Source organism: Xylanibacter brevis ATCC 19188 (genome assembly GCF_000621725.1).
Lineage (GTDB): Bacteria > Bacteroidota > Bacteroidia > Bacteroidales > Bacteroidaceae > Prevotella > Prevotella brevis.
The window spans coordinates 105,441-132,166 of sequence record NZ_JHXM01000004.1 but is presented as its reverse complement, the minus strand read 5'-3'; the positions used below and the strand labels follow the sequence as shown (position 1 = coordinate 132,166).

Genomic DNA, 26,726 nt, shown 5'->3' with positions numbered 1-26,726 from the left:
AATATGGGAAAACGTTCTGCGAATACGTTATAGTGATATTGATTAAATGTTTTTAACTTTGCAGTAGAAAAATCTTTATTTATGTTTAATTCTAAAATAGTAAGATTATGAAGAAGTATTTCTACCTAATGAGTATCATGTTTTGCATGATTATTGGATCGATGGCTTTTGTGGCTTGTGGCGATGATGATGATGACAATGGTACAGGTGTGATTACAGAAGGAAAGTATGCCGGCAACCGTCTGATTGGTGAGTGGATTTGGGGTGAGCCTGATATGCTCCAGCATGAAGAGGGACACCATGCAGCTGGATATATTTTCAATGCTAATGGAACCTGCACCCATTATAATCGCGATAGCTGGGACGATCAGGTATTCGAGGACATAGAAAAGGGCACTTTTGTCCTGGATGGTCTGAAGTTGACTATCACCTGGACTACTCGCATCATGAAAGAACATGGTGAGACTTTTGAAAATACAATGGAAGATCCAGAGATTGATGAGTGCGAGATTATGTATCCTGAAGAGGGTAATGTTGGCATGTTCATCAAACGTTATTATGACGCAGGCGGCGGCCGACAGGGTTGGAATGAGGAAGGTCCCTTCTATAAGAAATAATAATATCGAATCTTAATTTATTGACACCTATGAAAACGTTCAATAGATCCATTCTGTCGCTACTGGCCTTGATGGCCAGTAGCACAGCTTGGGCTTTTCAGAAAGAATATCAGGGATTCTACTACGAACTTGATCCTGATACAAAGCAAGCTACGCTGATATGCCCAACTGACGGTTCCGGAAACTTGGTTTCACCAGAATATTCCGGAAGTATAGCCTTGCCCGATTACTTCTATTTCAAAGTAAACGAGGAAGATGAGTACGATACCTATTTCTTCTTGAGCGCTATTGGCGATAAGGCTTTCTATAATTGTACAAATCTGACGTCGGTCTCAATTCCAAGTGGTGTCACAACCATTGGAAAGGATGTCTTTGAGGGGTGTACCGCCCTTACCCGCCTAGTTATTGGTGGCTATGTACATCTTACAGATAACGCACAGGGACTTAGCAGTTTCGCAGGCGCAACGAATCTGACCACGATGGAACTGTCTGGCCGCATCTATCAGGACAAGGCTGGCGCTTTTGCTGGTATGAAGAAACTGGAACATATCCGTCTGGGCAATGTTGATACACTCGAAGTTAATATGTTCAATGGTTGCGATGCTATGATGAATGTAAAGGTTGCTCGCCGTCGTCCGCCAGTATGTATGGATGCTTCGTCACTTGGCTTCGACAAGACCAATGTGATTCTCGAGATTCCTGAGACCTTTACTAATCGCTTCCAGGCTGCCGACGTGTGGAAAGACTTCCCAACGATGATGGAGGTTTCCGATTATGATATGTTTGGTAAGACGGTCTATGAAAATCTTGACTATTTGGATTGGGTAGATTTCCGTGTGAAGAACGATGATGGTATCTGGCTCTACTATAAGGTTCATCGTCCAGGAAGTGTCTTCCTCACAGGCGTACCCGTGCTGAATGGTGGATGGATTTATCATGGCAACTACGACCGTGAGACGATTCGCGTGCCACAGACTGTAACGCATAAGGATTGGGGAACCTATACTGTCACAGGTGTTGACGGATGGGCTTTTGACAGCGATATGGAACTCACCAATATCTACCTGCCCAATACCATTGATAGTCTTATGCAGCAGGCCTTCATGTCGACAGGCTCGTTGGAGCATATCGATCTGCCGGAAGGATTGAAGTATATCGGTTCTAACTGTTTCGCCGATAATTCTTCGCTGAAGGGTAAGATGGTGATTCCAAGCACTGTACGCTATATTGACTGGACGGCTTTCCGCTATTCTCAAATTGATGAGTTCGAATTTGCCGAGGGATGCCAGCTCGACTCTATCGGAGGTTACTGCTGGTTTGGTTGCCCTAACGTGAAGGAGTTGATATTGCCTTCAAACGTGAAACTGCTTGATGCGGCAGCTATTGCTCGCAACCTGCAACTCTCACGCGTTGAACTGCCTGATGGTTTGGAGGAAATGCGTGTTAACGCTCTCGCTTTCAATCCATTGGAGAGTTTCACTCTGCCTGGAGGTATCAAGGAGTTTGACTCTCAGTGTCTTAATGGCGTAGGTCGCATGGACTTAGAGTGGGGTAATCCTTCTTCAAGCACTCTGAAGCGTATTGCTGTTTCCAAGAATAACCCGCGCTATGATTCTCGCGACAATTGTAATGTCATTATGACTACAGTAGGCGATACTCTGGTTTACGGTTGTGACATCTCTACCATTCCTGCTTCAACAAAAGTGATTGCCAGCTCTGCCATCCAAGGTGTTCAGCTGAAGAGTATCACTTTGCCCAAGGATCTGAAATCTATTGAGGTTGACGCTTTCCAAAATCCGTTCACCAGAATGCCGGTTCAGGTGGGAAGTATCATTTCTGAGATTACGGAACCTGCCGGCATTGCCAAGAAGGAGCAGGTGAAGAATTGGAAAGATGAGGAGAATGATGTCTATGCGTTCAATGAGGATATGTTCGAGAATACCAAACTTTATGTGCCTGCAGGAACAAAGGCTAAGTATCAGGCAGATGCCGTTTGGAGCCTCTTTAAGAACATCATCGAGGAAGAGCCTATTACTGTAGAAAAGGTAGAACCCGTGGTTGAGGCTACTACGACAACCTTTGCTGAGGTAACAGAGGAGACCGACCTTACTAATGCGGTTATTGATAACATCTATGTGACACTCGATACTTTGAGCGGTGACCACTTCGATGCTGATGAACAAGCCATCGTGCTGCAGTCTGTCATCACCGATTTGGCTATGGAGAACATTGCTCAAGCATCCGACCTGTCTGCTGCTCTTGCCAATAACTTCAATGGTCTAGTAGTAGAGTTGGCTGCTGGTAATGGCAAGGTAACTGTTACCACCAAGACTACAGGTGACCGTCAGTTGGCTGTGAAGGTTGGCGCTAATGCCGCAGAGCTCTTCAAACAGGCCAACAAGGGTGAGATTACTGTCAATTACGACATCGATGCTTCCACCTATTTATATATTTACTCTGTAGGTGAGGCTATCAATGGCTACGACGAGGAGGAATTCTCACAGGGTCCCAATGCCCGTCGCTATGTGAAACGCATGGTTCCAGAACAGAAAGCAGAGAACAGCATATTCATCTATAGTATGCAGGTAGCACCTATCCAGGTGAATGGCATCAGTGTTCAGCAGCAGTCAGCTGCCGCAGTTCAGGAGGCCTTCTCTGCTGATGGTCGTCGTCTCGGCGGTGTTCAACAGGGCTTGAACATTGTTCGTCGTGCTGACGGTAGAATGGAAAAGGTTATAGTGAAATGATAAGATGGATTAAATGTTTTGGGTGGGTTTTCATGCAAAAAAGCGTGAAAACCCGCTTTTTTGAGGAAAAGTTGAAAAAAGTTCCTTTTTTATTTTGCCATTTCCTTTCTTCTGCTTATATTTGCACTACAAAACTTAAATTTATTTTTATTAACTTAATCAATTTAATCATTATGAAGAAGTATTTCTATTTAATGGGTCTCATGCTCTGCATGGTATTTGGTTCAATGGCTTTCGTTGCTTGTGACGATGATGACGAAGAAGGTGGCGGCAATGCATCTATCACTGCCGATCAAATCATTGGCTGTTGGTACGGTATTGATGAGAACAACGACACGAAGATTAACGTATTCTCTATCAACTTTGAGCCTAATGGCTATTGTATGTTTGATCAATACAAGGCTAAGTCGAAGAATAACTGGCAAATAGAGGAAGAAGGCTATGATATGACTTGGGTATTGTCTAAAGGTACTGTAGTTATGACACTTGATGGATACGAGGGCGAGGAACAACAGATGAAGGCAGATATTCTGAGCCTCAATGGAAATTCGCTCAAAATCAGACGTTATCTGGAAGAGGGCAATAGCGACGTGATGGAGATGGTACGTTGTGATACTCCTCAGGATGCTAGGAGAGTTCTTGTACAGCTGTTGGAAGAAAAATTTAGCAAATAGTCTCTTATCAAGAGTAACAATACACTCTCATGTACCAACACGGTGCATGAGAGTTTTTTTGTTTTCATTTGGATTTTCACTCAATTTGCACTATCTCTGAGCTGCGCTCGAAGATAGGCTGCATTTCGGAAAAACTCAAAAACATTTGGTTTTTCGCTCAATTTGCACTATCTTTGCATACAAATGAAGCAAGTTAGACCCAAAAAGAATCTTGGTCAGCATTTCCTGACTGACCTCTCGATAGCTAAGCGCATCGCCGACACGGTAGATGCTTGTCCTGATATTCCCGTTTTGGAAGTTGGCCCGGGTATGGGCGTCATGACGCAGTACCTGGTAGAGAAGCCACGTCCCTTTAAAGTGGTGGAGATAGACCGCGAATCGGTGGAATATTTGAACGAGCATTTCCCCAAGTTGCGCGAGAATATCCTTGGCGAGGACTTCCTTCGTATGGACTTGCGAGAGGTGTTTGGCGGCAACCAGTTTGTGCTGACGGGCAACTATCCCTACGATATCTCATCGCAGATATTCTTTAAGATGATAGACAACCGCGATCTCATCCCCTGTTGTACTGGTATGATACAGCGAGAGGTGGCATTGCGCATTGCTTCAGAGCCTGGCAATAAGCAGTATGGCATTCTTTCGGTACTGATTCAGGCTTGGTACGATGTAGAATACCTCTTCACCGTAGAACCCGGTGTGTTCAATCCGCCTCCCAAAGTGCAAAGTGCCGTAATCCGTATGACACGCAATAAGGTGCAACGATTGGGATGCGACGAGAACTTGTTTAAGCGTGTGGTGAAGACATCGTTCAACCAGCGTCGTAAGATGCTGCGCGTTTCGCTAAAGCAGATGTTGCCAGATATGTCTATCATTAACGCATCTGAGTTTGCAACTTTGCGCCCCGAACAGCTGACCATTTCACAGTTTGTGGAATTGACTAATTTGGTGGAAAAAGTATTGTGTGCGAACACAAATGCTTGATTTGCGTCAATAAGAAGCCCTTTTTTTCATTTTATCGCATTATTTTTGATACAACATATTGGAATAATGCCTACCTTTGCATCGTCAAAAGAAAACAAAGAGATCTTCAATAAGGTAATTAGTTAAGGTAAAAAAGATTAATCAGGGGCCTTGTGAAAGGCGTAGAGAAAGCAAAGAAAAAAGAAATTCAGTAGTTTAGTTTGATTAAGGTTAGTAAATAGATTGTTAGTAAGGTTTTCAAGAAGGTATTAGTAAAGGTAAATAGAAAGATTGTAAGAAAGGGTAACAAGTTAGAAAAGGTTTTTAGTTATTAATATCTGTGAAGTGCAGCCTCAGGGTAGTGACCCGAAGGCTGCACTTCTCTATTTGTGCTATTTGTGTATTTTTCAGTGAGTCAGTTTCTTGGTGTTCCACTTTCCATATCGCATGCGTGCCAAGAAGATGCTGCCACGGAAGGTCAGTTCGATGGCCATGGCTGTCCAGAAGCCTCGCAAACCATAGTCGCGTGCCAACCACCATGCCAGTGTCAGGCGGACGCCCCACATAGAGCAGAGACTCATGATGGCAGGCTTTAAGGTATCGCCAGCGCCTATAAACACACCATTGCACACGATGGCTGCTGCAAACATCGGTTCTGCCCACGCCTCGATGCGCAGGGCACGTGTTCCTTCGTTGATGATTTCCTCGACAGGTGAGAGGATGCCCATCAGTTCGGGCGAGAAGATCCACATCATAACACCCATGACGGTCATCACACCGATGCCCAGCATGACAGACAGATTGGCAAACGAGCGCGTCAGCACGCGCTGTCCGGCGCCAATGCCTTGTCCTACCAGTGTGGTAGCGGCCTCAGCAATGCCATAGCCAGGCATATAACAGAGACTTTCCACCGTGATGGCCAGTGAGTTGGCTGCAATGGCGATGGTGCCAAGAGGTGCCACGATAATGGTGCTCACAATCTGTGCGCCACCCATCAACAGGTGTTGCAGTCCCATGGGGGCACCAATCTTAATAGCAGTTCTAATGGTGTCGCCATTGGGTTTGAAGGTGCCGGGATTTCCTTTCAGCCGAAGCATGTCGCTACGCACCAATAGGAAATAGAGCATCAGCACGGCAGTTATCAGCATGGCCATGCCGGTGCCAAGTGCTGCACCCATGACGCCCAATTGCAGTATATATATAAATAGGTAGTTGAAGACCACGTCCATCACGCACATGGTGATGTTTAGAATGGAAGGAATCTTCATGTTGCCCGAACATTTCAACATCGAACCAGCCAGGCCTTCCATCTGGAAGAAGATGCCAAACACGCCAATGAGCATGAAATACATGGAGGCATCGTGCGCTATCTCTTCGCTTCCGCCCAGCCAATAGGGCAGGTAGCTGTGGATGGCAACGCATATCAGGGAGAGACATACGCTCCAGGAAAAAGCGCATACCAACGATTGGCGCAACACCCTACGGGCACTCTCAAAGTCGTTGGCACCAATGAAGTGGGCCACCTGAACGGAAAAGCCCATCGACACAGCCGACGAGATACCACCTAGCAACCAGGTGGTGGTCTCTACCAGACCGATGGCTGCTGTAGCACGAGCACCCAGATGTCCCACCATGGCAGCGTCGATGATGAACATGACGGTGGCGGAAATCTGCGCCAGGATAGAGGGGATAGACAACTGCACAATGAGGCGCAACTTCTCCTGTTGTGTCATGGTGCGGCCTTCGCGAATATAAGCTAAGAGGTCCTTGCTTTTCAAAATCGTATTTTTTTCGTTTATTCGTTGTTTTCAATAAACAGCGAGTCGTCCATTTCTGTCAGTGACTTTTTCTTCTTGTTTTCCATTGCTCCAGCCTTCAACAGGTTTCTGGCAGCTGTGATGATGCTGGGTCCACTTTCGGCAGTGGTTATCTTCAGCTTGCTAATCTTCTTGATGGTGTCGTTCATGCTCGACTCCACATCCATAAAGCGAATGCCAAAGTCCTGAACGCGGTCTATCACCGTGTTGGCGGCATCCATCATGGTCTGCTGGTTCTTCAGTTGGCGCACCTGTGTCCACATCATCTCCAGCACGCGAAGGTTCATATACATGGTCTGCGGGCCCAGTATCATGACGCCTTGGTCGTAGGCCTCACGCCACAGGGTGGCATCGTTCAGCAGCGCCAGGTTCAGAGCGCCCTCGATGGGCACGTACATGATGGCGAAGTTCAGGCGGTTGTAGCCGCTGGGCAGATATTTGGTGTATTCCTTCTTGGCCAGTCGTTTCACCTGCGCCCTCACGCTGTCAATGTGTGCCTTCAGGTACTGACTCTTTTCGGGCGAGCCATCCTCGGCATTCATATAGCGCTCGTAGTCGGTGAGCGACATCTTCGAGTCAACCACCACATGACGGTTGTTGGGGAAGTGCAGGATGAAGTCGGGGATCAGTCCGCGACCATCGTCACCCTTGGCGCTGCGTCCATCCTTGTCTTTCAGTGTCTCTTGAGTGTCAAACTGTTCGCCCTCTTTCAGTTCCAGGTCTTCCAGCAGTTGCTTCAGTTTCAGCTCTCCAAAGTTGCCTTGCACCTTCACCTCACCGGTTAAAGCACGTGTCAGGCGGTCGGCTGTCTCACCGATAGCCATGCTCTTCTGCAGGTTCAGCTTGATGCTTTCGTCCAGTCGGGTCAGCGCCTCGGCCTGCTGCTCCTTGCTGCGGCTCAGGGCCTCTTGCATGTCCTTCAGACTCTTCTGCAGAGGGTCAATGATCTTTGACACCTGCTCCTGGTTCTGTGCTCCCAGTTCCTCCTGTCGCGACTTCAATACGCGTTCCGAGGTGGTCTGCATCTGTTCCTTGATCAGGTCCAGTTGCGATTTCACCTGTTCCTGGTTCATCTGCTTCAAGGTGGCTATCTGTTGTTCGAAAGACTCCTGTTGCCTTTTCAGGTTCTTCTCATGTTCCTCCTTCAGCGCCCCGATGGCTTTCTCATGCTCTATCTTCAGCTGGCTGATGGCTTTTTCCTGTTCTGCCTTCAGTGTGCCTATGGTTCTCTCTTGTTCAGCCTTCTGTGCTTCCCATTGTCGGTTAGCATTGTCGGCATTGGCTTTCTGTACGTCGCGTTCAGCTGTTAGAGTGGTGATGGTGTGCAGAATGTCATTTTTACCGTGGCTGCCTACGAGGTAACCCACTAAGCCCATTAGTCCACCAAGCACCAATGCTATCATTATGTAAATTTCCATAACCTTAATCCCTTTTTATTGGTGCAAAGATACGAATAATATTCAAATTATCACTAACTATTTTTGCTTTTTCGATTTCTTAATATTACCTTTGCAGGCTGAAAACCAAACTAAAAGTATTTAAGTATTAGTGATTAAGAAAAGCTTGTTAGTAGTAGCGCTTGGAGGTTTCCTTCTCCAAGCTCCAGCCCAAGTGAGATTGGCTGGGAAGAAGGGAGAGTATTTCCCCTTAGTCAAAGGAAAAGAAAAGGCCGTGATTTGTTATGATAACAATGATGCCTTGGTGGTAGAACGCAGTGCAAGGATGCTGGCAGAGGATGTGGCTTGTGTGACGGGCTCATCGCTGAAGGTACAACAGGGGACTGCAGGTGTCGACTATGCCATCATAGCTGGTACTCTGGGGCACAGTCGTACCATTGATCAGTTGGTCAAGGCAGGACGGATAGACACCACAGGACTCACAGGCGCCTGGGAGCGCTATCATGTGACTATGCTCAAGTCGCCGGTAAAAGGCGTGAAGAAAGCAGTGGTGGTGGTTGGCAGCGATCGTCGCGGAACGGCCTATGGCGTGCTGTCTATCAGTAGGGCCATAGGTGTCAGTCCTTGGCGTTGGTGGCTAGATGCGCCAACAACAAAGCGTAGCTCATGTATGCTTCAGGTGAAACCTTTCACTTCGCGTACTCCTAGTGTGCGCTATCGTGGCGTGTTTATCAATGATGAAGACTGGGGCTTGCTCAGATGGTCGCGCCATCATTACGAGAAGGAACTTGGTAATATTGGTCCCCGTACCTATGCGGCCGTCTGCGAACTGCTGCTGCGCCTGAATGCCAACTACCTTTGTCCTGCCATGCACGAGGCCTCTCTGGCTTTTCATCGCCTGCCAGAAAACAGGCTGGTGGCCGATACGTTTGCCATCGTCATGGGTTCCAGCCATTGCGAACCGCTGTTGCTCAACACGGCCAGTGAGTGGGACCGTGGCAAGTATGGTGCATGGGATTATAACAACAATCGTCGTGGTGTGGATAGTGTGCTGAATGCCCGTGCACAGGTGCTGGCACCATTCGAGAATGTCTATACACTGGCGCTGCGTGGCTTGCATGATGTGGCCATGAGCGGTGGCGATGACATGATAGAGCGCAAGAACACCATGCAGGCAGCCTTGGCGGCCCAGCGCCGTATGGTGGCTGAGGCTACAGGACAGGCCGAAGAGACTATCCCACAGGCTTTTACCCCCTATAAAGAGGTGCTGGATGTTTACGACAAAGGACTGCAGTTGCCCGATGATGTGACAATCATCTGGCCCGATGATAACTATGGTTATATGAAACGCCTGTCAAGTCCCGACGAACAGAAACGCTCGGGCCGCAGTGGTGTGTACTACCATGCGTCTTATCTGGGGCGCCCCCACGACCATCTGTGGATGAACACGCAGTCGCCTTGCCACATGTACGAGGAACTGAAGAAGGCCTACGACCTCACGGCCGACCGCATCTGGCTGTTGAATGCCGGCGATATCAAGTCGTGCGAGTTTGCCACCGACCTCTTCCTGGCTATGGCCTACGACATCGATGCTTTCGACTATCAGCGCTGTGCCGACTATCGCACTGAGTGGACCTGCCAACTGCTGGGCGATGACTATAAGGAGGCCTATCACGACATCTTCCGCACGTTCTATCGACTGGCCTTCCAGCGCCGTCCAGAAGGCATGGGGTGGGGACAAGAGTGGGCTACCGACGATCGTGCCGTAGAGCAGACCACCGACACCGAGTTCTCGCTCACCAACTATCGTGAGGCTGAGCAGCGCCTTGCTGACTATATGCGTATTGCAGACATCGCCGAAGAGCTGTTGGTCAAGATGCCAGCCGAGAAGCGCAGTTGTTTCTACGAGGCTGTCTATTACCCAGTGAAAGGTTGTGAACTGATGAACCGCATGGCTATTGGCGCACAGAAGAACCGTTGGTACGCCCTTCAGCATCGTGCGGCTACAGCCAGCGTGAAGGCAGAGGTGAAAAACTGCTACGACTCTCTGCAGGTCATCACCCAGAACTACAACTCATTGGAAAAAGGCAAGTGGGATCACATCATGAGTATGGTTCAGGGTGTCACGGCTTCTTACTACAATATGCCCGAACTGCGCGATGCCGAACTGGCCGACCGACCCACGTTGGGCGTTCTGGCAGAGGGCGAATATGGCACTCGCGGTCCACGCACCATGCAGTCGTTACCTGTCTTCTCAAAATATCAGCCCAACCGTTCTTATTATATTGAGGTGTATAACCAGGGAAAGGGACAGTTGCACTGGACTGCCACAGCCAGCAAGGAGTGGATCTGTCTCAGCATGACTGCTGGTACTACCGACCTGCAGCAGCGCATCATGGTTTTTGTAGATTGGACTAAGGTGCCTCAGAGCGCAGAGGAAACGGGCCTTGTTACGTTCCGCGATGATGAAGGTAGCGAGCAGACCGTCATCGTGAGTGCGTTCAATCCAGCTTTGCCTTCTGTCGATGATCTCAAGAGTCTTTATGTAGAGGATAATGGCGTCATCGTGATACCTGCTGCGGGCTATGCACGCAAGAAGGAGAACCAGCAGGTGAAGATGATTGAAGTGCCTAACCTGGGTTGTGAAGACACTATCATCATGATGGGCGATCCTACACAGCCACGTCAGAACAGCCGTTCTACCAATGCACCCTTCCTGGAGTACGATTTCTACACCTGGGAACAGGGCATGGTGGATGTCTATACCTACGTGATGCCGACGTTTACCACCAGTGTGGACCGCGGTTTTGCCGGACATGAGCGCACTAACATCGAGACACAGTATGGCGTGCGCATCGATGATGGCGTGCAGATGCATCCCGCCACCAACTCGTGGGAGTACGCTCAGCAGTGGTACGAGAGCGTGCAGCGCAATGCCCGCATCAACAAGTGTACGCTCTATGTCAAGACCCCTGGACGTCACACCTTGCGCATCGTCTGTCAGGATCCTGGCACCATGCTCCAGAAAATTGTCATCGACCTTGGTGGCCTGAAGCGTTCCTATATGGGACCATCGGCTGTTAAGTAGTGTCGTCGCTCCATATCATAAGCAGCTGTAATCCGTGTGGTTACGGCTGCTTTTCTTTTTTCTTGGGCCCTTCCTTTGTCATGGCTCGTCTCTGTTGACGGTGTGCTGTAAAATAATAAAATATAAAAAAATATTGAATATTTGGAAATGTCAACGAAAGGTGTTAATTTTGCAAAATCTTTCACTATGGTAAGAAAAAAGCTCAACCTTGCAACCATTTAAATAAATATTATGATACAAAAACTTTTTGGGTTTAATCCCGCCACAATGACATTTCGCAAAGAGGTAATTGGTGGCATTACCACGTTCCTCACGATGGCCTACATTCTGGCTGTCAATCCTAGTATTCTATCTGCCACTGGCATGGATGCTGGTGCTGTGTTTACCACCACTTGTATCTCGGCAGTTGTAGCCACACTGGTCATGGCGCTCTACGCTAAGTTGCCTTTCGCCTTGGCACCAGGCATGGGCCTTAATGCCTTTTTTGCCTACACCGTAGTGCTTACTATGGGTTATAGTTGGCAGTTTGCGCTTACGGCAGTACTCATCGAGGGTATTATCTTTATTCTACTCACCATTACCGGTTTGCGACAGTACATTGTCAATGCCATTCCGTTGGTTTTGCGTCGTGCTATTAGTCCTGGTATCGGATTGTTTATTGCCTTTGTGGGTCTAAAAAGTGCTGGTATCGTAACCTCGTCGGAAGCAACTTTTATCACCTTGGGAAATTTGCACGATCCCGCAGTCTTGCTGGGTATCTTCGGCATTGTGCTAACAGCCTCTCTGCTTGTCAAGGGCATCACAGGCTCGCTGCTCATAGGTATTCTCGTTACAACTGCCGTAGGCATTCCTTTGGGCATCACCAATTATGGTGGTATCCTCTCTGCTCCTCCCTCTATCGAGCCCATCTTCTGGCAGTTTGAGTGGCACAACATCCTCTCGGTTGATATGGTTGTTGTGGTGCTGACATTCCTGTTCATCGATATGTTCGATACCATTGGTACGCTGATTGGTGTATCTAACCGTGCCGGCATGGTGGACGACGATGGCAATGTGAAGAATCTGAATCAGGCTTTCATGGCCGATGCTATCGGTACTACGGTAGGTGCTATGCTTGGTAGTTCTACTGTGACTACTTATGTAGAAAGTGCATCGGGCGTCAATGTCGGTGGTCGTAGTGGTCTGACAAGTTTCACTACAGCTCTGTGTTTCGCTATCGCCCTGCTCTTTGCACCACTTTTCTTGGCTATTCCTGGTCAGGCCACGGCAGCAGCCTTGGTGCTGGTAGGTGTGATGATGATGCACGACGTGCGTAAGGTTGACTTCTCCGACTATGTAACTGGCATTCCCTGTTTCGTCTGCATTGTGCTGATGCCATTGACATACAGTATCTCTGATGGTATTTTGATGGGTGTTATCTCTTATGTGCTCATCCACCTGCTGTCGGGTACTATCAAGGATAAGGATGAACGTAACAACATCAACTGGGCCACTATTCTGATGGCCATCCTCTTTGTGTGTCGTTACGCATTCCTGTAATCTGCAGAGAATAAGTTCAAAGACAACGTATATATTTTGACTCGAACCCCGAAGGTCGTACAAAGGCTTTCGGGGTTCTTCTTCTTACGGAATAGTGGCACTTTGGTTACGGAATAGTGGCACTTTAGTTACGGAATAGTGGCACTTTAGTTACGGTAGAATGGCACTTTAGGCATGTTAAAGTGGTGTTTTGCACAAAAAACGTACTAAAGATTTGGAATAATAGTTTATTATTTTATATCTTTGCAAAATAAGTATTGTTGACTAACCTAATAAATATGAATAGACTTTGCCAGTTACTGATATTCTGTTGGCTCGTGTGTGGTACATCATGGGCTGAGGGTAATTTGGCTGTCGTTGAGAGGAAACCAGACAGAACGGTAATCTACCCCCAGCGAATGGAACTGGTGGGCGAGGAGACTCTATTGGATGTGCTGCAAATGGTGCCTGACCTGATGATTGAGGGATATGAGGATATCGTGTCTAATTATAACCTGCGCATAGATAATGGTGCGATGAATGGCGACCCAAGATTGATATTGAGCAGTATGAAGGCTAAGGATGTTGCTTGTATACAGGTTTGCGATAACACGGGTGTCGCTAAAGGTAACTCTGGTATGGGACGGGTGCTAGACATCAACATGGCGGTGAAAGATACCATGAAAGGAAGTTTGGAAGGACAAGCTGACATGGGACGAAATCTAGAAGGTATAGGCAATGCCAATGTGTTGTATGGCAATGGGCAGACGGACATCTATGCCAATGCTTCCTATCGCTATCAGGACAGACACAAAGAGTTTCTGACACTGCATATGACAAACCGCTTTGACAGAAGGAACAGGTTGCTGACCTACTTCACACAGCAATATATGGAACTGCCTGCAGACGTATCGCGTAAGGTGATGGGTAGGGCAAGATTCTTTCATACATTCAATGAACTGGGCACGGAACTGTTGTTGGTAGGGGGCTGTCAGTATGCAAGCAATGCAACGACATCTAATACACTGCCTTTGGTTAACATCGAGTTGAACACGCCTCTGCTGACGGAACAATTGCATCTGATGTTGGGCGTCGAAAGCGATTTCCTGATGACGAAACAGAAGCAGACGAACAGAAGCTGGGATGTCTTTAACCATGATTTCTATTTGCAGCTAACCTACAGGTTGCCTAAGTGGAAACTCTCGATGGGAAGTCGCGTGTCGGTCTATGATTATAGGTTAAAGGATGGACATGAGAGTCGGAAGAATACAGATACCCGCGATAATTCTTATCTTTGCGCCATTTATGTGCCCAATAGTCGGCATCAGATATTGTGTGGCTATTATCGCAAGTATATAAATCCTTCTGTTGCTGCGCTCTTTATGGGCGATAATACTTTGTTTGACGAGGAGTGGGCTGTGACAAAAGGGCAACTGGCGGAGCGGACCATTAATCAGATGAAAATGACTTATGCCTACAGCAGGCAGAAGTTGACGGTGCAGGGCGAGGCAAGTTATATCACAGTAGATGACGGAGAGAATTTCACGGAACTTGGGGCATCGGCTTACTGGAAACTGAATTGGTTGACCCTGACAGGAGGCTCAAATCTATATATGGCAAAGAGCGGATCCTATGCTTCTGTTCGATTCTCACCGAAGGCTTATCTTCCTCATATGTGGCAGATAGGGCTGCAGGCGGTGTTCTACACCAAACAATCGCCTATACGCAGGGTTACTGGCGAACCTGTGTATGGATGTGTCTCTGTCAACAAGCAAATTGGCTTCAAATGGAACTTGGGCGTAGATTGGCATGATATGTTTGATGCCGTTTGTAGTGATGTGAAGGTAAACAGACATGCCGCCAATATCAAATTGCAGTATAGATTCTAACGATAATAAGAAAGAGCGTATGATAAATATTGAGCTGGATATGATACAAACTGCTGGCATTGGAGCTTTGGCTCTCCTTGTCGGTATGGTCTTAACACGTAGGGTAGGCTTTCTGCAGAGGTTCTGTGTGCCGTCGCCTGTAAGTGGTGGTATCATCTTTTCTCTGATTACCCTGTTGCTATATTGTTGTTTCGATGTAGAGGTGACGTTCGACGAGACGCTGGAGAATGTCTTTATGCTGGCATTCTTTACCAGCGTTGGCTTTCAAAGTGATCTGAAAGTATTAAAGCAGGGTGGTAGGCTTTTGGTAATCATGCTCTCTCTATTGGTTGCTATAATCGTTTTGCAGAACTTAGTGCCTATGGGCATAGCCCGGCTTATGGGGGTTGATCCTTTGATTGGCATGGCTTCTGGCAGCATTTCCATGACTGGCGGACATGGTACGGCTGGTGGATTTGCAAATGTTCTTGAATGTATGGGACTGCACGGTGCAGGCACAATAGGTATGGCTGCTGCCACTTTTGGCCTGATTGCTGGTTCTATGGTTGGAGGCCCTTTGGCCAATCGGATTGTCCGTAAGAAACTGACTGACGAACAGATGCAGCAACAAAATGAAGAGATTGACCCTGCTATGGCTGGTATTGAGAGCGATGAGGCTTCGCCAACAGGACGTACAAAGCGTGTCAGCACGAATGAGCTGGAGTTTCAACAGTATGCCAAGGCCTCGTACTTTATAATACTGGTTATGGGTGGGGGAACCTTGTTGAGTTGGTTGCTTGCCAAGACGGGCATTACGTTCCCAACTTATTTTGGCGCTTTGATATTAGCAGCCATCGTCCGCAACACCATAGGGCTTATTAGTTATAAGGAAGATGGTAAATGGGAAAAGGCTGAAAAGCTACTGGATATGGAGCGAATCATCAGTGTAGGCAACATCTGTCTGTCTTTGTTCTTAGGTATGGCTATGATATCCCTCAAGTTGTGGGAACTTCAAAGCTTAGCCCTTCCTTTAATCATTATCTTGGTATGTCAAGTACTGTTGATGATACTATTTGCATACTTTGTGGCATTCCCCATATTAGGTCACGACTATGATGCTGCCGTACTTTGTGCCGGCATGTGTGGTTTTGGTCTTGGTGCTACTCCCAATGCTATGGCAAACATGAGCGCGGTATGTTATAAATACCGTTACACAGTCAAACCCTTCCTCATTGTACCAATCATTGGTGCTATGTTCGCCGACTTAATCAACACCGGTATAATCACCCTCTTCCTGAACATCTTGTAACGAAGAGAGATGGCATTATGCACGTTGCAGAGAATGAAAAGGAATAAAGTGGGTAGTTTTTTTTAGAAAATTGGATTTCTATTCTTTATTTCGTGGAAAAATAGTTAGTTTTGTGCACGTATTATTATAATAGTGTACAATGAAACTACAAGAAGGTTCATACGAAAATATCATCACAAACGAATTGCGACAAGATATGTTGCAAGTCTTGCCCCCAGTTTGTCCCCAGTTGATAAATAGATTGTAAGAAGACGAATGGAAGTAAAATAGATACATAATATGTGCAATCAAGACATAACAAATCCGGCAGATGAATCTATTCATTGAGTTTGGCCAGTATAAAGCAACTGAACCAGCAGAGATGATAGAATCTGTTCATGTTAATGAAATTGTGAAATGATAACACGTAAAGAAGTACGAGTTAAAAAAAACACAGATTCTTTAATATGAGAATAGTGACGAGTTAAGTTTTAACAGAAAAGGAAACATAAAGATACAAGATGACGAACGGAACATATACAGGTCAGACAGATTGGCGCGTTGGAGGCGTGTCCAAGGCGTATCTTAGCGAGGTCGTCCCGTTGTCGTTCGAAGGTCGAAACAAGGACGTAGATAAATGTAGAATATGCGTTCGATAGTCTCTCGATAGGGTAAGAAGACAGTAAGAAGTAAACAAAAGAATAAAAAAATAAAAAGAAGAAAGAATAATTGTAATGAACGTGATATCATTCTTTGCAGGTTGCGGAGGTCTTGACCTTGGTTTTGAAAAGGCTGGATTCCGGGTGGTTTGGGCTAATGAGTTTGAACCAAGCGTTCATGCGACCTATGAAAAGAATCATCCTAATACGATTCTCTGCAAAGAAGATATAATTAGTGTTGCTCCCAAAGATGTGCCAGATTGTGACGGTTTCATTGGTGGTCCTCCTTGTCAGTCTTGGAGCGTAGCAGGTAAGCAACAGGGACTTGATGATAAGCGAGGCCTGTTGTTTCTCACCTACATCGGCATGATTAGGGCAAAGATGCCCAAGTTCTTTGTAATTGAGAATGTCAAGGGATTGCTCGATGAAAAGTTCAAGGATGTCTTTGAAACCTTCCTTGCTCAACTGGACGAGATTGGTTATGATGTGAAATATCGTTTGCTCGATGCCGTTGACTATGAGGTTCCCCAGAATCGTGAACGTGTGTTCCTAATTGGTTTCCGTCACGACTTGGGAATTGACTACCATTTCCCTTTGCCTTCAACTAATAAGCCATTGACGCTAAAGGATGCCATAGGCGACATTACGGCAACACCCATTCCATGTAAAGAGGACGAGGTGATGACTGATTGCAACATCTATTACAACGGCAAGTTTGGGCCACATTATTATCGCGGAAATCGCCGCCGCAGTTGGGATAAGCCATCATTCACTATCCATGCTACAGGTTACAACATACCCCTGCATCCATCCTCGCCAAGCATGATTTATAATGCTCATGAGGATTGGTCGTTTATCAAGGGACGGTATCGTGAATACAGGCGTTTGACAGTGCGCGAATGTGCCAGAATACAAACCTTCCCTGATAGTTTTGAGATAGATTGTCCCAACATCATTGATGCCTATAAGATGATAGGCAATGCTGTGCCTGTAAGGATGGCAGAGATTTTGGCAACTTCTATCAAAGAGGCTATCGAGAAAGTTACCTCTGAACGCAAACAGCAGCGTGGTGACATCAAGCTAGAAGACCGTGTACTGGTCGGCTTCTACAAGGGCTATCCCCATTGGAAAATCATCACTCACCAAGGCTTCTATTACGTCAGAGCTGATGGCCGCAAAGGAGCCATGAGCATCGAAGATTTGATGCCCCTGCCCAGATTACTGCTGCTTCATTCTAACGACAGGATGCAATTATATGAGATGACAGACGTCGAGCCACGTTATTATGGCAAAGACTACATCCAGCGTCTTGGCTTTGAGCCATCTGGAGAAACTTACATTGGAGTTGGTTTCGATGCTTCATCTAAGTACAAGTTGAAAGATGTACACATCGATAAAGACAAGATAAATTATAAAGAGCGTTTTGCGCCTTACATAACTACATATAAAGAATTGATAAGTACGAAATAATATGCCACTAAAATTTATAGATCTGTTTGCCGGTTTAGGAGGATTTCATTCTGCTCTTAGAAAAATAGGCCATGAATGTGTTTTTGCCTCCGAATTGCGTAATGATTTGAGGAAACTCTACGCAATAAACTATCCTGGCACCAGAATAGAAGGAGATATAACAAAAATCAAGCCTGAAGATATACCCGATCATGATATTCTTTGTGCAGGCTTTCCTTGCCAGCCTTTTAGTCAGGCCGGAAATCAGATGGGGTTTGAAGATGAAGGTAGGGGAAATATGTTTTATGTGATACGGGATATTCTTCGTGAGAAATCTCCACAGTATTTGTTCTTGGAAAACGTTGCGAATCTAAAAGGGCATGATAATGGACGTACATGGGAAATCATAGAACAAGAACTACACGATGTAGGTTATGATATTGATGAAATAATACTCTCACCACATCAATTCGGTATTCCCCAGCATCGTAAGCGCATTTATATAGTTGGTATTCGTCAAGACATGGGTGGGCTGATCAACTTCCATTTCCCGGAACCAACAAATTCTTCTTGTGATATACATGATATAATTGATGAGAATGATAACGAGTATATCCCATTGAAAGAAGATACACGTCATTACATGGAAATATGGAGCGAATTTGTACGGCTTGCTGCAGAGAATCATTGCAAACTACCTAGTTTTCCCATTTGGGCAATGGAATTTGGAGCAACGTATGATTATGAGGATGTACCACCATGCCATCAGAGACCAAAGCAATTAAAAGGCAAACGGGGAAAACTAGGACGTTTGATAGTGGGCAAGAGTCATAAACAAATGATGGCTCAACTTCCTGTATATGCACAAGATATTAGAAAAGAAGGAGAGAAATTCCAAGATTGGAAGATACGATATATAAGACAAAATAGAGAATTCTATGCAGCGAATAAAAGTTGGATAGATACATGGATCCATAACATTCAAGATTTACAAAACAGTCACATGAAATTTGAGTGGAATTGTGGCAGCAATTCTTCAATGACACTTGATGACAAAATAATTCAGTTTCGTGCATCAGGAGTAAGAGTGAAGTTGCCTACTTTTTCACCTGCACTGAATCTGGTCGGTACTCAAATTCCTATATTTCCATGGGTTCATGTGCCGGATTCTGAATTGTTAGGGAGATATATGACAATAAAAGAAGCTGCAAGGATTCAGGGGATGGAAGACTTGCGTTTCGAAGATGAACATTTCCAGATGACTCCAACCAGATGTTTTGAAGCCCTTGGCAATGCAGTTAATGTGGAAGTTGTGAGGAAAATTGCAGAAGAATTAATAAGATAGTCAGTTGTAGAATTATGAATAACGAAGTTGAAATACAAGAGTTAAACATTCAGCCACAAGCTGGTGTAATTGGCGTATTCTCTCGCTTGAACTATAAAGCGTGGTACGCAATAGCAGAGTTCGTTGACAACTCGACCCAGTCATTCTATTCCCATCAGCAAGAATTGTCTGCTCACGGGATAAATGATGTGGATATATCTATTAATTACGATTCAGACAACGATGTTCTTACAATTACAGACACTGCTTTTGGAATGGAAATTGATGATTTTGCAAGAGCAGTTAAGGTTGATTCACCTCCAGAAGACAAAACTGGTCGTAATGAGTTTGGTATGGGATTGAAAACTGCGGCTTCTTGGTTTGGCAATGTCTGGTCGGTAAGGTCAACTCAGCTAGGATCTAATATTGAATATTATACGGAGATTAATATCCCCGAAATGCGAGAGAAGAATATTAATACTGTTTCCATTAGGAAATCCTTAGTAGACACTTCATCACATGGAACAACGATTATTATTCGCGAGGTAACGAAGAAAATCGGTTCATCTCGTACGAAAGGTAAAATAGTGGAATTACTTAAGAGCATGTATCGTCGGGACCTAAACAGTGGCTATGTTCATATTGATTATGATGAAGAATCATTGTTTTATGACGAATATGAATGCCTTTCATTTAGGAATAAAGTGTGGCGTAAAGAACTGGATTTCACTTTTGATTTCGATGGAGTTACTCATAAGGTAAAAGGATATGTAGGTATTTTGGCAAATGGTGGTTTCGGAAGAGCAGGTTTCGCACTTTTCCGTAGAAACCGTGTTGTGATAGGAGGTGATGAATTCAACTTTAAGCCAGATGAAATATTCGGTCAAGCACAAAGTCCCATTGCCCATAAATTATTTGGAGAACTGGATTTAGATGATTTCCCAATTAATCAAGCTAAGGACGGTTTTGTATGGGATGATGGATTAGAAGAAAATTTCGTGAAGGAATTGAAATCGCAAATCCAAGAATATATCAATATTGCGAAATTAACGAAAAAGGAAAGAGAAAGCGAGGAAGCCACTTCTCAACGTGTATCAGATAATGTTCAAACCCAAGTACAAAATACTATTGATACCCATTCGGCATGGAAACAAACTTCTGATTCCGAGCAACCTGTTTTGCATCCAATTATTGAATCCGATGGACAACCTGAACTTGATTTGTTTAAAGAATACCAAGCAGAACAAGAAAAACTTCCTGAAGAAGTTGATATAAAAGTCCGCAAATATACAATTCCTTTGGATGGAGCTAGTAAATGTACTATCTCGGTTCAATGGACTATTGGTAATTCATCAACGTGGATAAAGGTAGATCCTGCAGAAGATGGAAGTAGTGCTGCAATTCAGTTGAACATAAACCATCCTTTTTTTAAACCTTTTTCGGAAAAGGAGGATTTCAAAATGGTATTGGAGAAATTTGCCATCGCTTTTGCTTTGGCAGAGATACGCGCAAGAAAGAATGCGAACCCTGATGGTATGATAAGTCCTAATGCGTTTAGAACTCATATTAATAATTTCTTACGAGAATTAACTGACGAAGATTAATGGAACAGTACATTATCAATAGAGACAAATGGGCCTCTTCAATTGTTGAAGGGAAATATTTCTATCGCATTCATCAGAAACATGTTGAAGCGTATGGAGAAAAGGGGGCTAATAATATAGTTCAAAATGTTCGTGCAACATATTATAAACTGATGCAGCAACTGTATACCGATCAAGATGAGAATCATAATTCTCTTTTGGTTGGCAAGGTTCAGTCAGGAAAAACTTCCAACTTGGAATTGTTAACAGCATTAGCTTTTGATAATGGTTACAATTTTCTAATCATTTTTGGTGGCTACGATAAAGAATTGCTTCGTCAAAGTACAGAACGTTTTGGTAGCACATTTGAAACCGCTGGAGGTGAAGATGTGTTAGATTCAGAAAATCCGGTATTATTTACGACCAATGAGTTGACTAAAGGATCTCTATCAATAAACAGTTTAGACCCAGAATTCGCCAAGCAACTTCTCGAAGAAGAAAGACCCATAATTATAACGTGTCTTAAACGGCCACCGGCAATGAAGGCTGCATTAAGAGCAATCTCTATGGTGCAAGAATCTGTATCCGGTATTGTCCCATTCATAATAGACGATGAAGGAGACCAAGCCAGCTTGAATACTGCAAAAGACAAAGCGCGTAATTCAACTCCTACTTATAAAAATATTGTAAAACTTAAGCAGGAGTTACAGAACCCGCTATATCTCTCAGTTACAGCTACGCCTCAAGCAAATATTTTTCAAGAGGATATAAGTGCATTAAATCCTGCGTCTATTCATACCGTTCAGCCTGGACTTGGATACGATGGTGCAAGTATTTATCATTTATCGGAGAATCAGATCGTCGAAACGATACAAGAGGAAGAATCCCCTTTGTGTGTTTCGGAATCGCTAAAGGAGGCAATCTATTACTTCTTTATAGCAAGCGCTATAAAACGTATGAGAGCAACAAGTAAGAAAGAAATGCGTTCTGATATGATTATTCATGTCGATAGAACTGTTGTTGCACATAATAGTATCTATTCGTCAACACATGATATGTTGGAAGAGATAAAGCAGGCATTCGCCAATGAGGACTCAATAGACTTTTATGTAAACAAATTGAAGAAGAGTTATGACAAATTCATCGTCGAAGAAGTAAAATGTCTGTATCCTTTCAATAATGTTCTTATAAAGGAAATTTCCAAAGCAATTCAGTCAACAGGTGCAATTTTGCAAAACGGAATAGGAAAGCATACAAAAGAAAAGGAATTGACGAAATTGCATAAGATTTATATTGGAGGAGACCTTCTCCAACGTGGACTGACATTCTCTAATTTGGTTGTATCATATTTTACACGTTTTGCAAAAAGTGGTGGCAATATGGACACAACACTCCAACGAGCACGTTGGTTTGGCTATCGCAGTAAATATCTTGATTTGTGCAAAATCTTCACAACTAATGATATTGCTAAAGAGTTTACTGTATTGGCAGAAGTGGAGGATGATTTGTGGGAACAATTTGATGACTTGGAAAACGGAAATTTGGAGATTAAAGACATTATTATCCAAGCAGAAAATACGAAACAAAAGCCAACAGCAAAAAACAAGGCAAAGTTTAAAAAAGTCACATTTAAAAATCGTTGGATTAAACAGAAGTTTATTGTAATTAATGATGATGAAATCTCGGCTAACAATGCGCGAATACAGGAGTTGATTTCTTCTATTCCCTCATGGACACCAACAACAGCGGGTAGTACAAATGAAACACAAACCGCTAAATATGCTGTATTCACGGCAGAACAACTTATAGCCCTAATTCAGTCAATTGATACGGCTTTTGATAGAGAACCCTTCTATAAGAGGCCTCTGGTTGAACTTGTAGGGTCATCAGATATTCCAGTAATTCTAATGTGGTCTGATGATAATAATAAAATGCGTTATCGTTCTATTTATAATGATGATGCGCATGATAGAATTAAAGCCCTTCATCAAGGTGCTAATACAACAGATATTGAGCGACGAACCTATCTGGGTGACCAAAAAGTAATAGTTGATCCTGAAAAAGTCAATATTCAGATTCATTACGTATCCCCCGGATTATCTAAAACTATGCGTTTGGGTAAAGATCAATATATGTTTGCAATATACATACCCAAGAATAAAATATATTTCGTAAAAGATGATGATAGATATTAGCAACATATTAAGTCAGATTCATGCTATTCCGCAAGATAGTACACTCTATTTAATAGAGAGACTCCCCAGTGGAACAGGCCTTTTTGTATCAAATGGGAATGTTCTTTATTTGGTACCTAATCAGGAGGGTTGTGCTTCGTTGAGTATAAAGACAGAGTTCTTGCATCTCGAAACAAATGTTTTTGTATCGGCCTTTAATGCTTCTGTTTCATCTTTTGAGAACGGTTATTATAATACCGTGGAATTACAGATGTCTGATTCAAATGAAACGGAAGGAAATCTAAGCGCTTTTGTCAATCTGTGTTTCTCGCATGCCTCTTATATGCAGGGGCAAGAGTTTATGCAGTTTTTTGACTCATTGGTTGCTCTCTTTCAACTACCCAAAGAACAACATTATAAAAATCTCATTGGATTAGTGGGTGAGTTGATGCTGATAGAATATATATTTATCAATAATAGTATGGATTTATCATCATATTGGCATACTGATGGTTCAACGTCTCGTTTAGATTTTGTATGTCCCTTTGCTAATCTTGAGGTAAAAACTACGGCAAGCAATTCGTTGCGTTTTACAATTAAGCATGACCAGTTATTTTCAGTCGCAGAAAAGAATTACTTGATAGCAATTGTATTAGAAGAAAGTAATGCAGGCCGTACACTTGAAGAGATTATTACCGGTTTATTAGATTCTCCTGATTATTGTAATGGTCTGCTATTCTCAATCAATTTGGAAAAAGAGAAAAGACGCGTGTCTCCGATTGAAGCTAAACACAAACGCTTTGTTTTGAGAAAAGTATATGCATATCCTGCAAGCAATATAAACCCCTTCGGAGATATTCCAGACTGTGTGGAAGACATGTCGTATAAAATAGACCTGCTTCCATTCAAAGATATTCCAATTGCAGATATTTTACCCATGCTAAAGTTATAAAAACGAAAAATATGGCAGCACGAAGATATTACTACTCGGATTCCATCACGGACTTCCTATCTCGGAGCAATAACGAGATAGTGGGGACGTTGACTCTGGCTTCACAGCATGGTGTGAATGATGAGACATCAAAGTCGTGGGTGGAGGAGATTGAGACGATGCGCGAAGTACTGGCACCGTATGAAGGAAGGGGAAGTGTGTACTTTGAATACAATATTCCTCGAATGGGTAGGCGCGTAGATGTGATTGCCGTTATCGATGGTATCGTCTTTGTATTGGAGTATAAGACTGCTGAACGAAAGTTCTCGCGAGAGGCACTTGTACAAGTGTGGGACTACGCTATTGACTTGAAGAATTTTCAAGAAGGTAGTTTAGAGAGGATATTGATTCCGATTCTGGTGGTCCCTTCGGAAAAAGGCTCTCGTTGTCAGACAGATTTGAAGCATTTCGGGGACTATGTGTATGAGCCGCTGCAGGTGAATTCAAAGCGGCTGGCAGAGGCTATCGAAATGGCTCTTAGCACTGTTCACTATGATATGGCGCCAACGAAAACCGATGACCAATGGGCCAAGAGCGGCTATTCGCCCACGCCTACTATTATTGAGGCGGCCATTGCGCTCTATGAAGAGAATACGGTTGAAGATATCACGAAGCATGGCGGAGATATCGACAAGGCATCTGTTGAACTTTGCAAGATTATAGACCATTGTAGGACAAATAATAGGAAAGCTATCTGTTTTATTACTGGCGTCCCTGGAGCAGGCAAAACACTCATTGGGCTCAATACGGCTATAGACCAGTTTAATCGTGGTGAGAAGGCTGTGTATCTATCGGGCAACTTCCCGCTGGTGGAGGTGTTGCAGGAGGCGTTGACTCGCGACTATGTACGTAGGGACAAGAAACGTGCTAAGGATGAGGGACGCAAGGCATGCACCAAGGCTGAGGCCAAGAGTAAGGTGAAGGCGTTCATCCAGATGATTCACCATTACCGTGATTTGTATCTGGAAGGGACTGAGGTGAAAGGAAAGAAGATCGTGCCTATAGATGGATATTTCCAAAGTCATACGGACAAGGCTTATATTCCTGTAGAGCATGTGGCCATCTTTGACGAGGCACAACGGGCCTGGACGAAGGAGGAACTGCAACGGTTTATGCGCGAGAAGAAGGGCATTCGCAATTTCCCGTATTCGGAGCCGGAATACCTGATTTCGTGTATGGACAGACAGACGGACTGGGGACTTGTGGTGTGTCTGGTAGGTAATGGGCAGGCCATCAACAAGGGTGAAGCAGGATTGACGGAATGGATAGAGTCCGTTCATAGGAATTATCCCGGATGGGATGTCTATATGTCGGACTATCTGATTGAGTCGAAGGATATATCTGCGGAAGAGTTGTCGTTGATTAGCAAACAACTTATTCCGAAGGAGGACCTGCATCTGAAAATGTCTATGCGGTCGTTCCGGTCTGAGAAAGTGAGCATCTTTGTCAATCAGTTGCTAGCACTTCAGAAAGATGAGGCTGCGGCCACATTGAAAGAACTGGAGAAATATCCTATCTACCTGACTCGCAATCTTGATGCCGCAAAGCAATGGCTTCGCGACCATGCAAGAGGTAGTGAAAGGATGGGCCTGCTGGCCAGTAGTAAGGCAGAGCGACTAAAGGCCATTGGCATCAATGTGCGTTATCAGCCCAACTTTGTTCATTGGTTCTTGGAAGATGATACGGACATCAGAAGCAGTAACTGTTTGGAAGATACATTGACGGAATTCAAGGTGCAGGGGCTTGAGATTGACTGGGCTTGTGTGACGTGGGATGCTGACCTGCGACTGAAGGAAGACTGGTCGGCATGGCAGCATTTCCAACTGCGGAGTGGTACCAAGTGGCAGAGGATCAATAAGGAAATCAACAAGGAATATCAGATAAATGCCTACCGCGTACTGCTGACCAGGGCTCGTCAAGGTATGGTGATAGTTGTTCCTAATGGGGACGATAGTGTACCGCCAGATGAGACACGCAAACCTGAGTGGTATGATGGGATATATGATTATCTGAAGTCAATAGGGATTAAGGAGCTATGAAACATATAGAAGTCGTAGCAGCGATTATTCGCAAAGGAGATAAGATATTTGCCACTCAGCGTGGATATGGCGAATGGAAGGACTGGTGGGAGTTCCCTGGCGGGAAGATTGAACTAGGAGAGACACCAGAAGAAGCGCTCGTGAGGGAGATACGCGAGGAACTATCTGCGGAGATTAGCGTGGATGTGTTCCTTTGTACTGTAGAGTATGACTATCCGCAGTTTCATCTCACCATGCATTGTTATCTTTGTTCGCTAGTGACAGAGGCGCTGCACCTGAATGAGCATGAGGCAGCAAAGTGGTTGTCGAAGGATGAGTTGAATAGTGTGAAGTGGCTGCCTGCAGACTTGGAGGTGATAGAAGAAATAAGATGTCTGAAGGAAGATAAAATATGCGGAATTGAATAATAGAACAGAAATCGAAAACAATATTGAAATAAAGTAAGACGACATATGAGCGAAAAGAACGATAAGGAGCTATACTTAAACTTTGACGAGTATATTCGTCAGGGAGAGCCGTCACAGCGTGAAGCT

17 protein-coding genes are annotated in these 26,726 nt (G+C 44.6%); 15 read left to right on the top strand and 2 right to left on the bottom strand.

Going from position 1 to position 26,726, the window contains the following annotated elements:
- The first annotated feature begins 107 nt into the window (after positions 1-107).
- The 4 genes from T433_RS0103430 (at position 108) to rsmA (ending at position 5,019) form a co-directional block, all read left to right on the top strand.
- Positions 108-617 (top strand): hypothetical protein, encoded by a 510-nt coding sequence (locus T433_RS0103430; RefSeq protein ID WP_155808325.1) that lies wholly within the window; start codon positions 108-110, stop codon positions 615-617.
- A 29-nt stretch (positions 618-646) separates the two neighbouring features.
- Positions 647-3,364 (top strand): leucine-rich repeat domain-containing protein, encoded by a 2,718-nt coding sequence (locus T433_RS0103425; protein ID WP_027454861.1) that lies wholly within the window; start codon positions 647-649, stop codon positions 3,362-3,364.
- Positions 3,365-3,537: 173 nt separating this feature from the next.
- Positions 3,538-4,038 (top strand): hypothetical protein, encoded by a 501-nt coding sequence (locus T433_RS0103420; protein WP_027454860.1) that lies wholly within the window; start codon positions 3,538-3,540, stop codon positions 4,036-4,038.
- A gap of 183 nt (positions 4,039-4,221) precedes the next feature.
- On the top strand, positions 4,222-5,019 hold the full coding sequence (gene rsmA, locus T433_RS0103415; RefSeq protein WP_027454859.1) for a 16S rRNA (adenine(1518)-N(6)/adenine(1519)-N(6))-dimethyltransferase RsmA: 798 nt from the start codon (positions 4,222-4,224) through the stop codon (positions 5,017-5,019).
- Positions 5,020-5,405: 386 nt separating this feature from the next.
- Here rsmA and T433_RS0103410 read toward each other — a convergent pair whose 3' ends face one another.
- Positions 5,406-6,731, bottom strand: a complete 1,326-nt coding sequence (locus T433_RS0103410) for an MATE family efflux transporter (protein ID WP_044109173.1) — start codon at positions 6,729-6,731, stop codon at positions 5,406-5,408.
- 62 nt (positions 6,732-6,793) lie between these two features.
- Positions 6,794-8,233, bottom strand: a complete 1,440-nt coding sequence (locus tag T433_RS0103405; RefSeq protein WP_027454857.1) for a DNA recombination protein RmuC — start codon at positions 8,231-8,233, stop codon at positions 6,794-6,796.
- A gap of 133 nt (positions 8,234-8,366) precedes the next feature.
- Between T433_RS0103405 and T433_RS0103400 the strand changes: the two genes are divergently transcribed.
- From T433_RS0103400 to T433_RS0103350, 11 genes are all read left to right on the top strand, one after another.
- Positions 8,367-11,300 (top strand): glycosyl hydrolase 115 family protein, encoded by a 2,934-nt coding sequence (locus T433_RS0103400; RefSeq protein ID WP_027454856.1) that lies wholly within the window; start codon positions 8,367-8,369, stop codon positions 11,298-11,300.
- 231 nt (positions 11,301-11,531) lie between these two features.
- Positions 11,532-12,839, top strand: coding sequence for an NCS2 family permease (locus T433_RS0103395; protein ID WP_081778342.1), 1,308 nt, complete (start codon positions 11,532-11,534; stop codon positions 12,837-12,839).
- Between the two features lie 278 nt (positions 12,840-13,117).
- Positions 13,118-14,707: a TonB-dependent receptor domain-containing protein gene (locus tag T433_RS0103390; RefSeq protein WP_155808323.1), complete on the top strand. Its 1,590-nt coding sequence runs from the start codon at positions 13,118-13,120 to the stop codon at positions 14,705-14,707.
- Between the two features lie 19 nt (positions 14,708-14,726).
- Positions 14,727-15,995 (top strand): sodium/glutamate symporter, encoded by a 1,269-nt coding sequence (gltS, locus tag T433_RS0103385; RefSeq protein WP_211249740.1) that lies wholly within the window; start codon positions 14,727-14,729, stop codon positions 15,993-15,995.
- 713 nt (positions 15,996-16,708) lie between these two features.
- Positions 16,709-18,103: a DNA cytosine methyltransferase gene (locus tag T433_RS0103380; RefSeq protein WP_027454853.1), complete on the top strand. Its 1,395-nt coding sequence runs from the start codon at positions 16,709-16,711 to the stop codon at positions 18,101-18,103.
- Position 18,104: 1 nt separating this feature from the next.
- On the top strand, positions 18,105-19,427 hold the full coding sequence (locus tag T433_RS0103375; RefSeq protein WP_027454852.1) for a DNA cytosine methyltransferase: 1,323 nt from the start codon (positions 18,105-18,107) through the stop codon (positions 19,425-19,427).
- Positions 19,428-19,441: 14 nt separating this feature from the next.
- Positions 19,442-21,010: an ATP-binding protein gene (locus T433_RS0103370; protein ID WP_027454851.1), complete on the top strand. Its 1,569-nt coding sequence runs from the start codon at positions 19,442-19,444 to the stop codon at positions 21,008-21,010.
- Entirely contained in the window at positions 21,010-23,184 is a 2,175-nt protein-coding gene (locus T433_RS0103365; RefSeq protein WP_027454850.1) for a Z1 domain-containing protein, read from the top strand. The genes T433_RS0103370 and T433_RS0103365 overlap by 1 nt, the downstream gene beginning before the upstream one ends.
- On the top strand, positions 23,168-24,115 hold the full coding sequence (locus T433_RS0103360; protein ID WP_027454849.1) for a PD-(D/E)XK motif protein: 948 nt from the start codon (positions 23,168-23,170) through the stop codon (positions 24,113-24,115). The genes T433_RS0103365 and T433_RS0103360 overlap by 17 nt, the downstream gene beginning before the upstream one ends.
- 11 nt (positions 24,116-24,126) lie before the next feature.
- Positions 24,127-26,193 (top strand): DUF2075 domain-containing protein, encoded by a 2,067-nt coding sequence (locus T433_RS0103355; protein WP_044109142.1) that lies wholly within the window; start codon positions 24,127-24,129, stop codon positions 26,191-26,193.
- Positions 26,190-26,600 carry a (deoxy)nucleoside triphosphate pyrophosphohydrolase gene (locus T433_RS0103350; RefSeq protein ID WP_027454847.1) on the top strand — a complete coding sequence of 137 codons (411 nt, stop codon included), beginning with the start codon at positions 26,190-26,192 and terminating at the stop codon, positions 26,598-26,600. The genes T433_RS0103355 and T433_RS0103350 overlap by 4 nt, the downstream gene beginning before the upstream one ends.
- Positions 26,601-26,726 lie beyond the last annotated feature (126 nt).

Bases quoted from the DNA above. Each gene is read 5' to 3' on its own strand.
- T433_RS0103430 (WP_155808325.1), top strand. From the start codon at position 108: ATGAAGAAGTATTTCTACCTAATGAGTATCATGTTTTGCATGATTATT.
- T433_RS0103425 (WP_027454861.1), top strand. From the start codon at position 647: ATGAAAACGTTCAATAGATCCATTCTGTCGCTACTGGCCTTGATGGCC.
- T433_RS0103420 (WP_027454860.1), top strand. From the start codon at position 3,538: ATGAAGAAGTATTTCTATTTAATGGGTCTCATGCTCTGCATGGTATTT.
- rsmA (WP_027454859.1), top strand. From the start codon at position 4,222: ATGAAGCAAGTTAGACCCAAAAAGAATCTTGGTCAGCATTTCCTGACT.
- T433_RS0103410 (WP_044109173.1), bottom strand. From the start codon at position 6,731: ATGACACAACAGGAGAAGTTGCGCCTCATTGTGCAGTTGTCTATCCCC.
- T433_RS0103405 (WP_027454857.1), bottom strand. From the start codon at position 8,233: ATGGAAATTTACATAATGATAGCATTGGTGCTTGGTGGACTAATGGGC.
- T433_RS0103395 (WP_081778342.1), top strand. From the start codon at position 11,532: ATGATACAAAAACTTTTTGGGTTTAATCCCGCCACAATGACATTTCGC.
- T433_RS0103390 (WP_155808323.1), top strand. From the start codon at position 13,118: ATGAATAGACTTTGCCAGTTACTGATATTCTGTTGGCTCGTGTGTGGT.
- gltS (WP_211249740.1), top strand. From the start codon at position 14,727: ATGATAAATATTGAGCTGGATATGATACAAACTGCTGGCATTGGAGCT.
- T433_RS0103380 (WP_027454853.1), top strand. From the start codon at position 16,709: ATGAACGTGATATCATTCTTTGCAGGTTGCGGAGGTCTTGACCTTGGT.
- T433_RS0103375 (WP_027454852.1), top strand. From the start codon at position 18,105: ATGCCACTAAAATTTATAGATCTGTTTGCCGGTTTAGGAGGATTTCAT.
- T433_RS0103370 (WP_027454851.1), top strand. From the start codon at position 19,442: ATGAATAACGAAGTTGAAATACAAGAGTTAAACATTCAGCCACAAGCT.
- T433_RS0103365 (WP_027454850.1), top strand. From the start codon at position 21,010: ATGGAACAGTACATTATCAATAGAGACAAATGGGCCTCTTCAATTGTT.
- T433_RS0103360 (WP_027454849.1), top strand. From the start codon at position 23,168: ATGATGATAGATATTAGCAACATATTAAGTCAGATTCATGCTATTCCG.
- T433_RS0103355 (WP_044109142.1), top strand. From the start codon at position 24,127: ATGGCAGCACGAAGATATTACTACTCGGATTCCATCACGGACTTCCTA.
- T433_RS0103350 (WP_027454847.1), top strand. From the start codon at position 26,190: ATGAAACATATAGAAGTCGTAGCAGCGATTATTCGCAAAGGAGATAAG.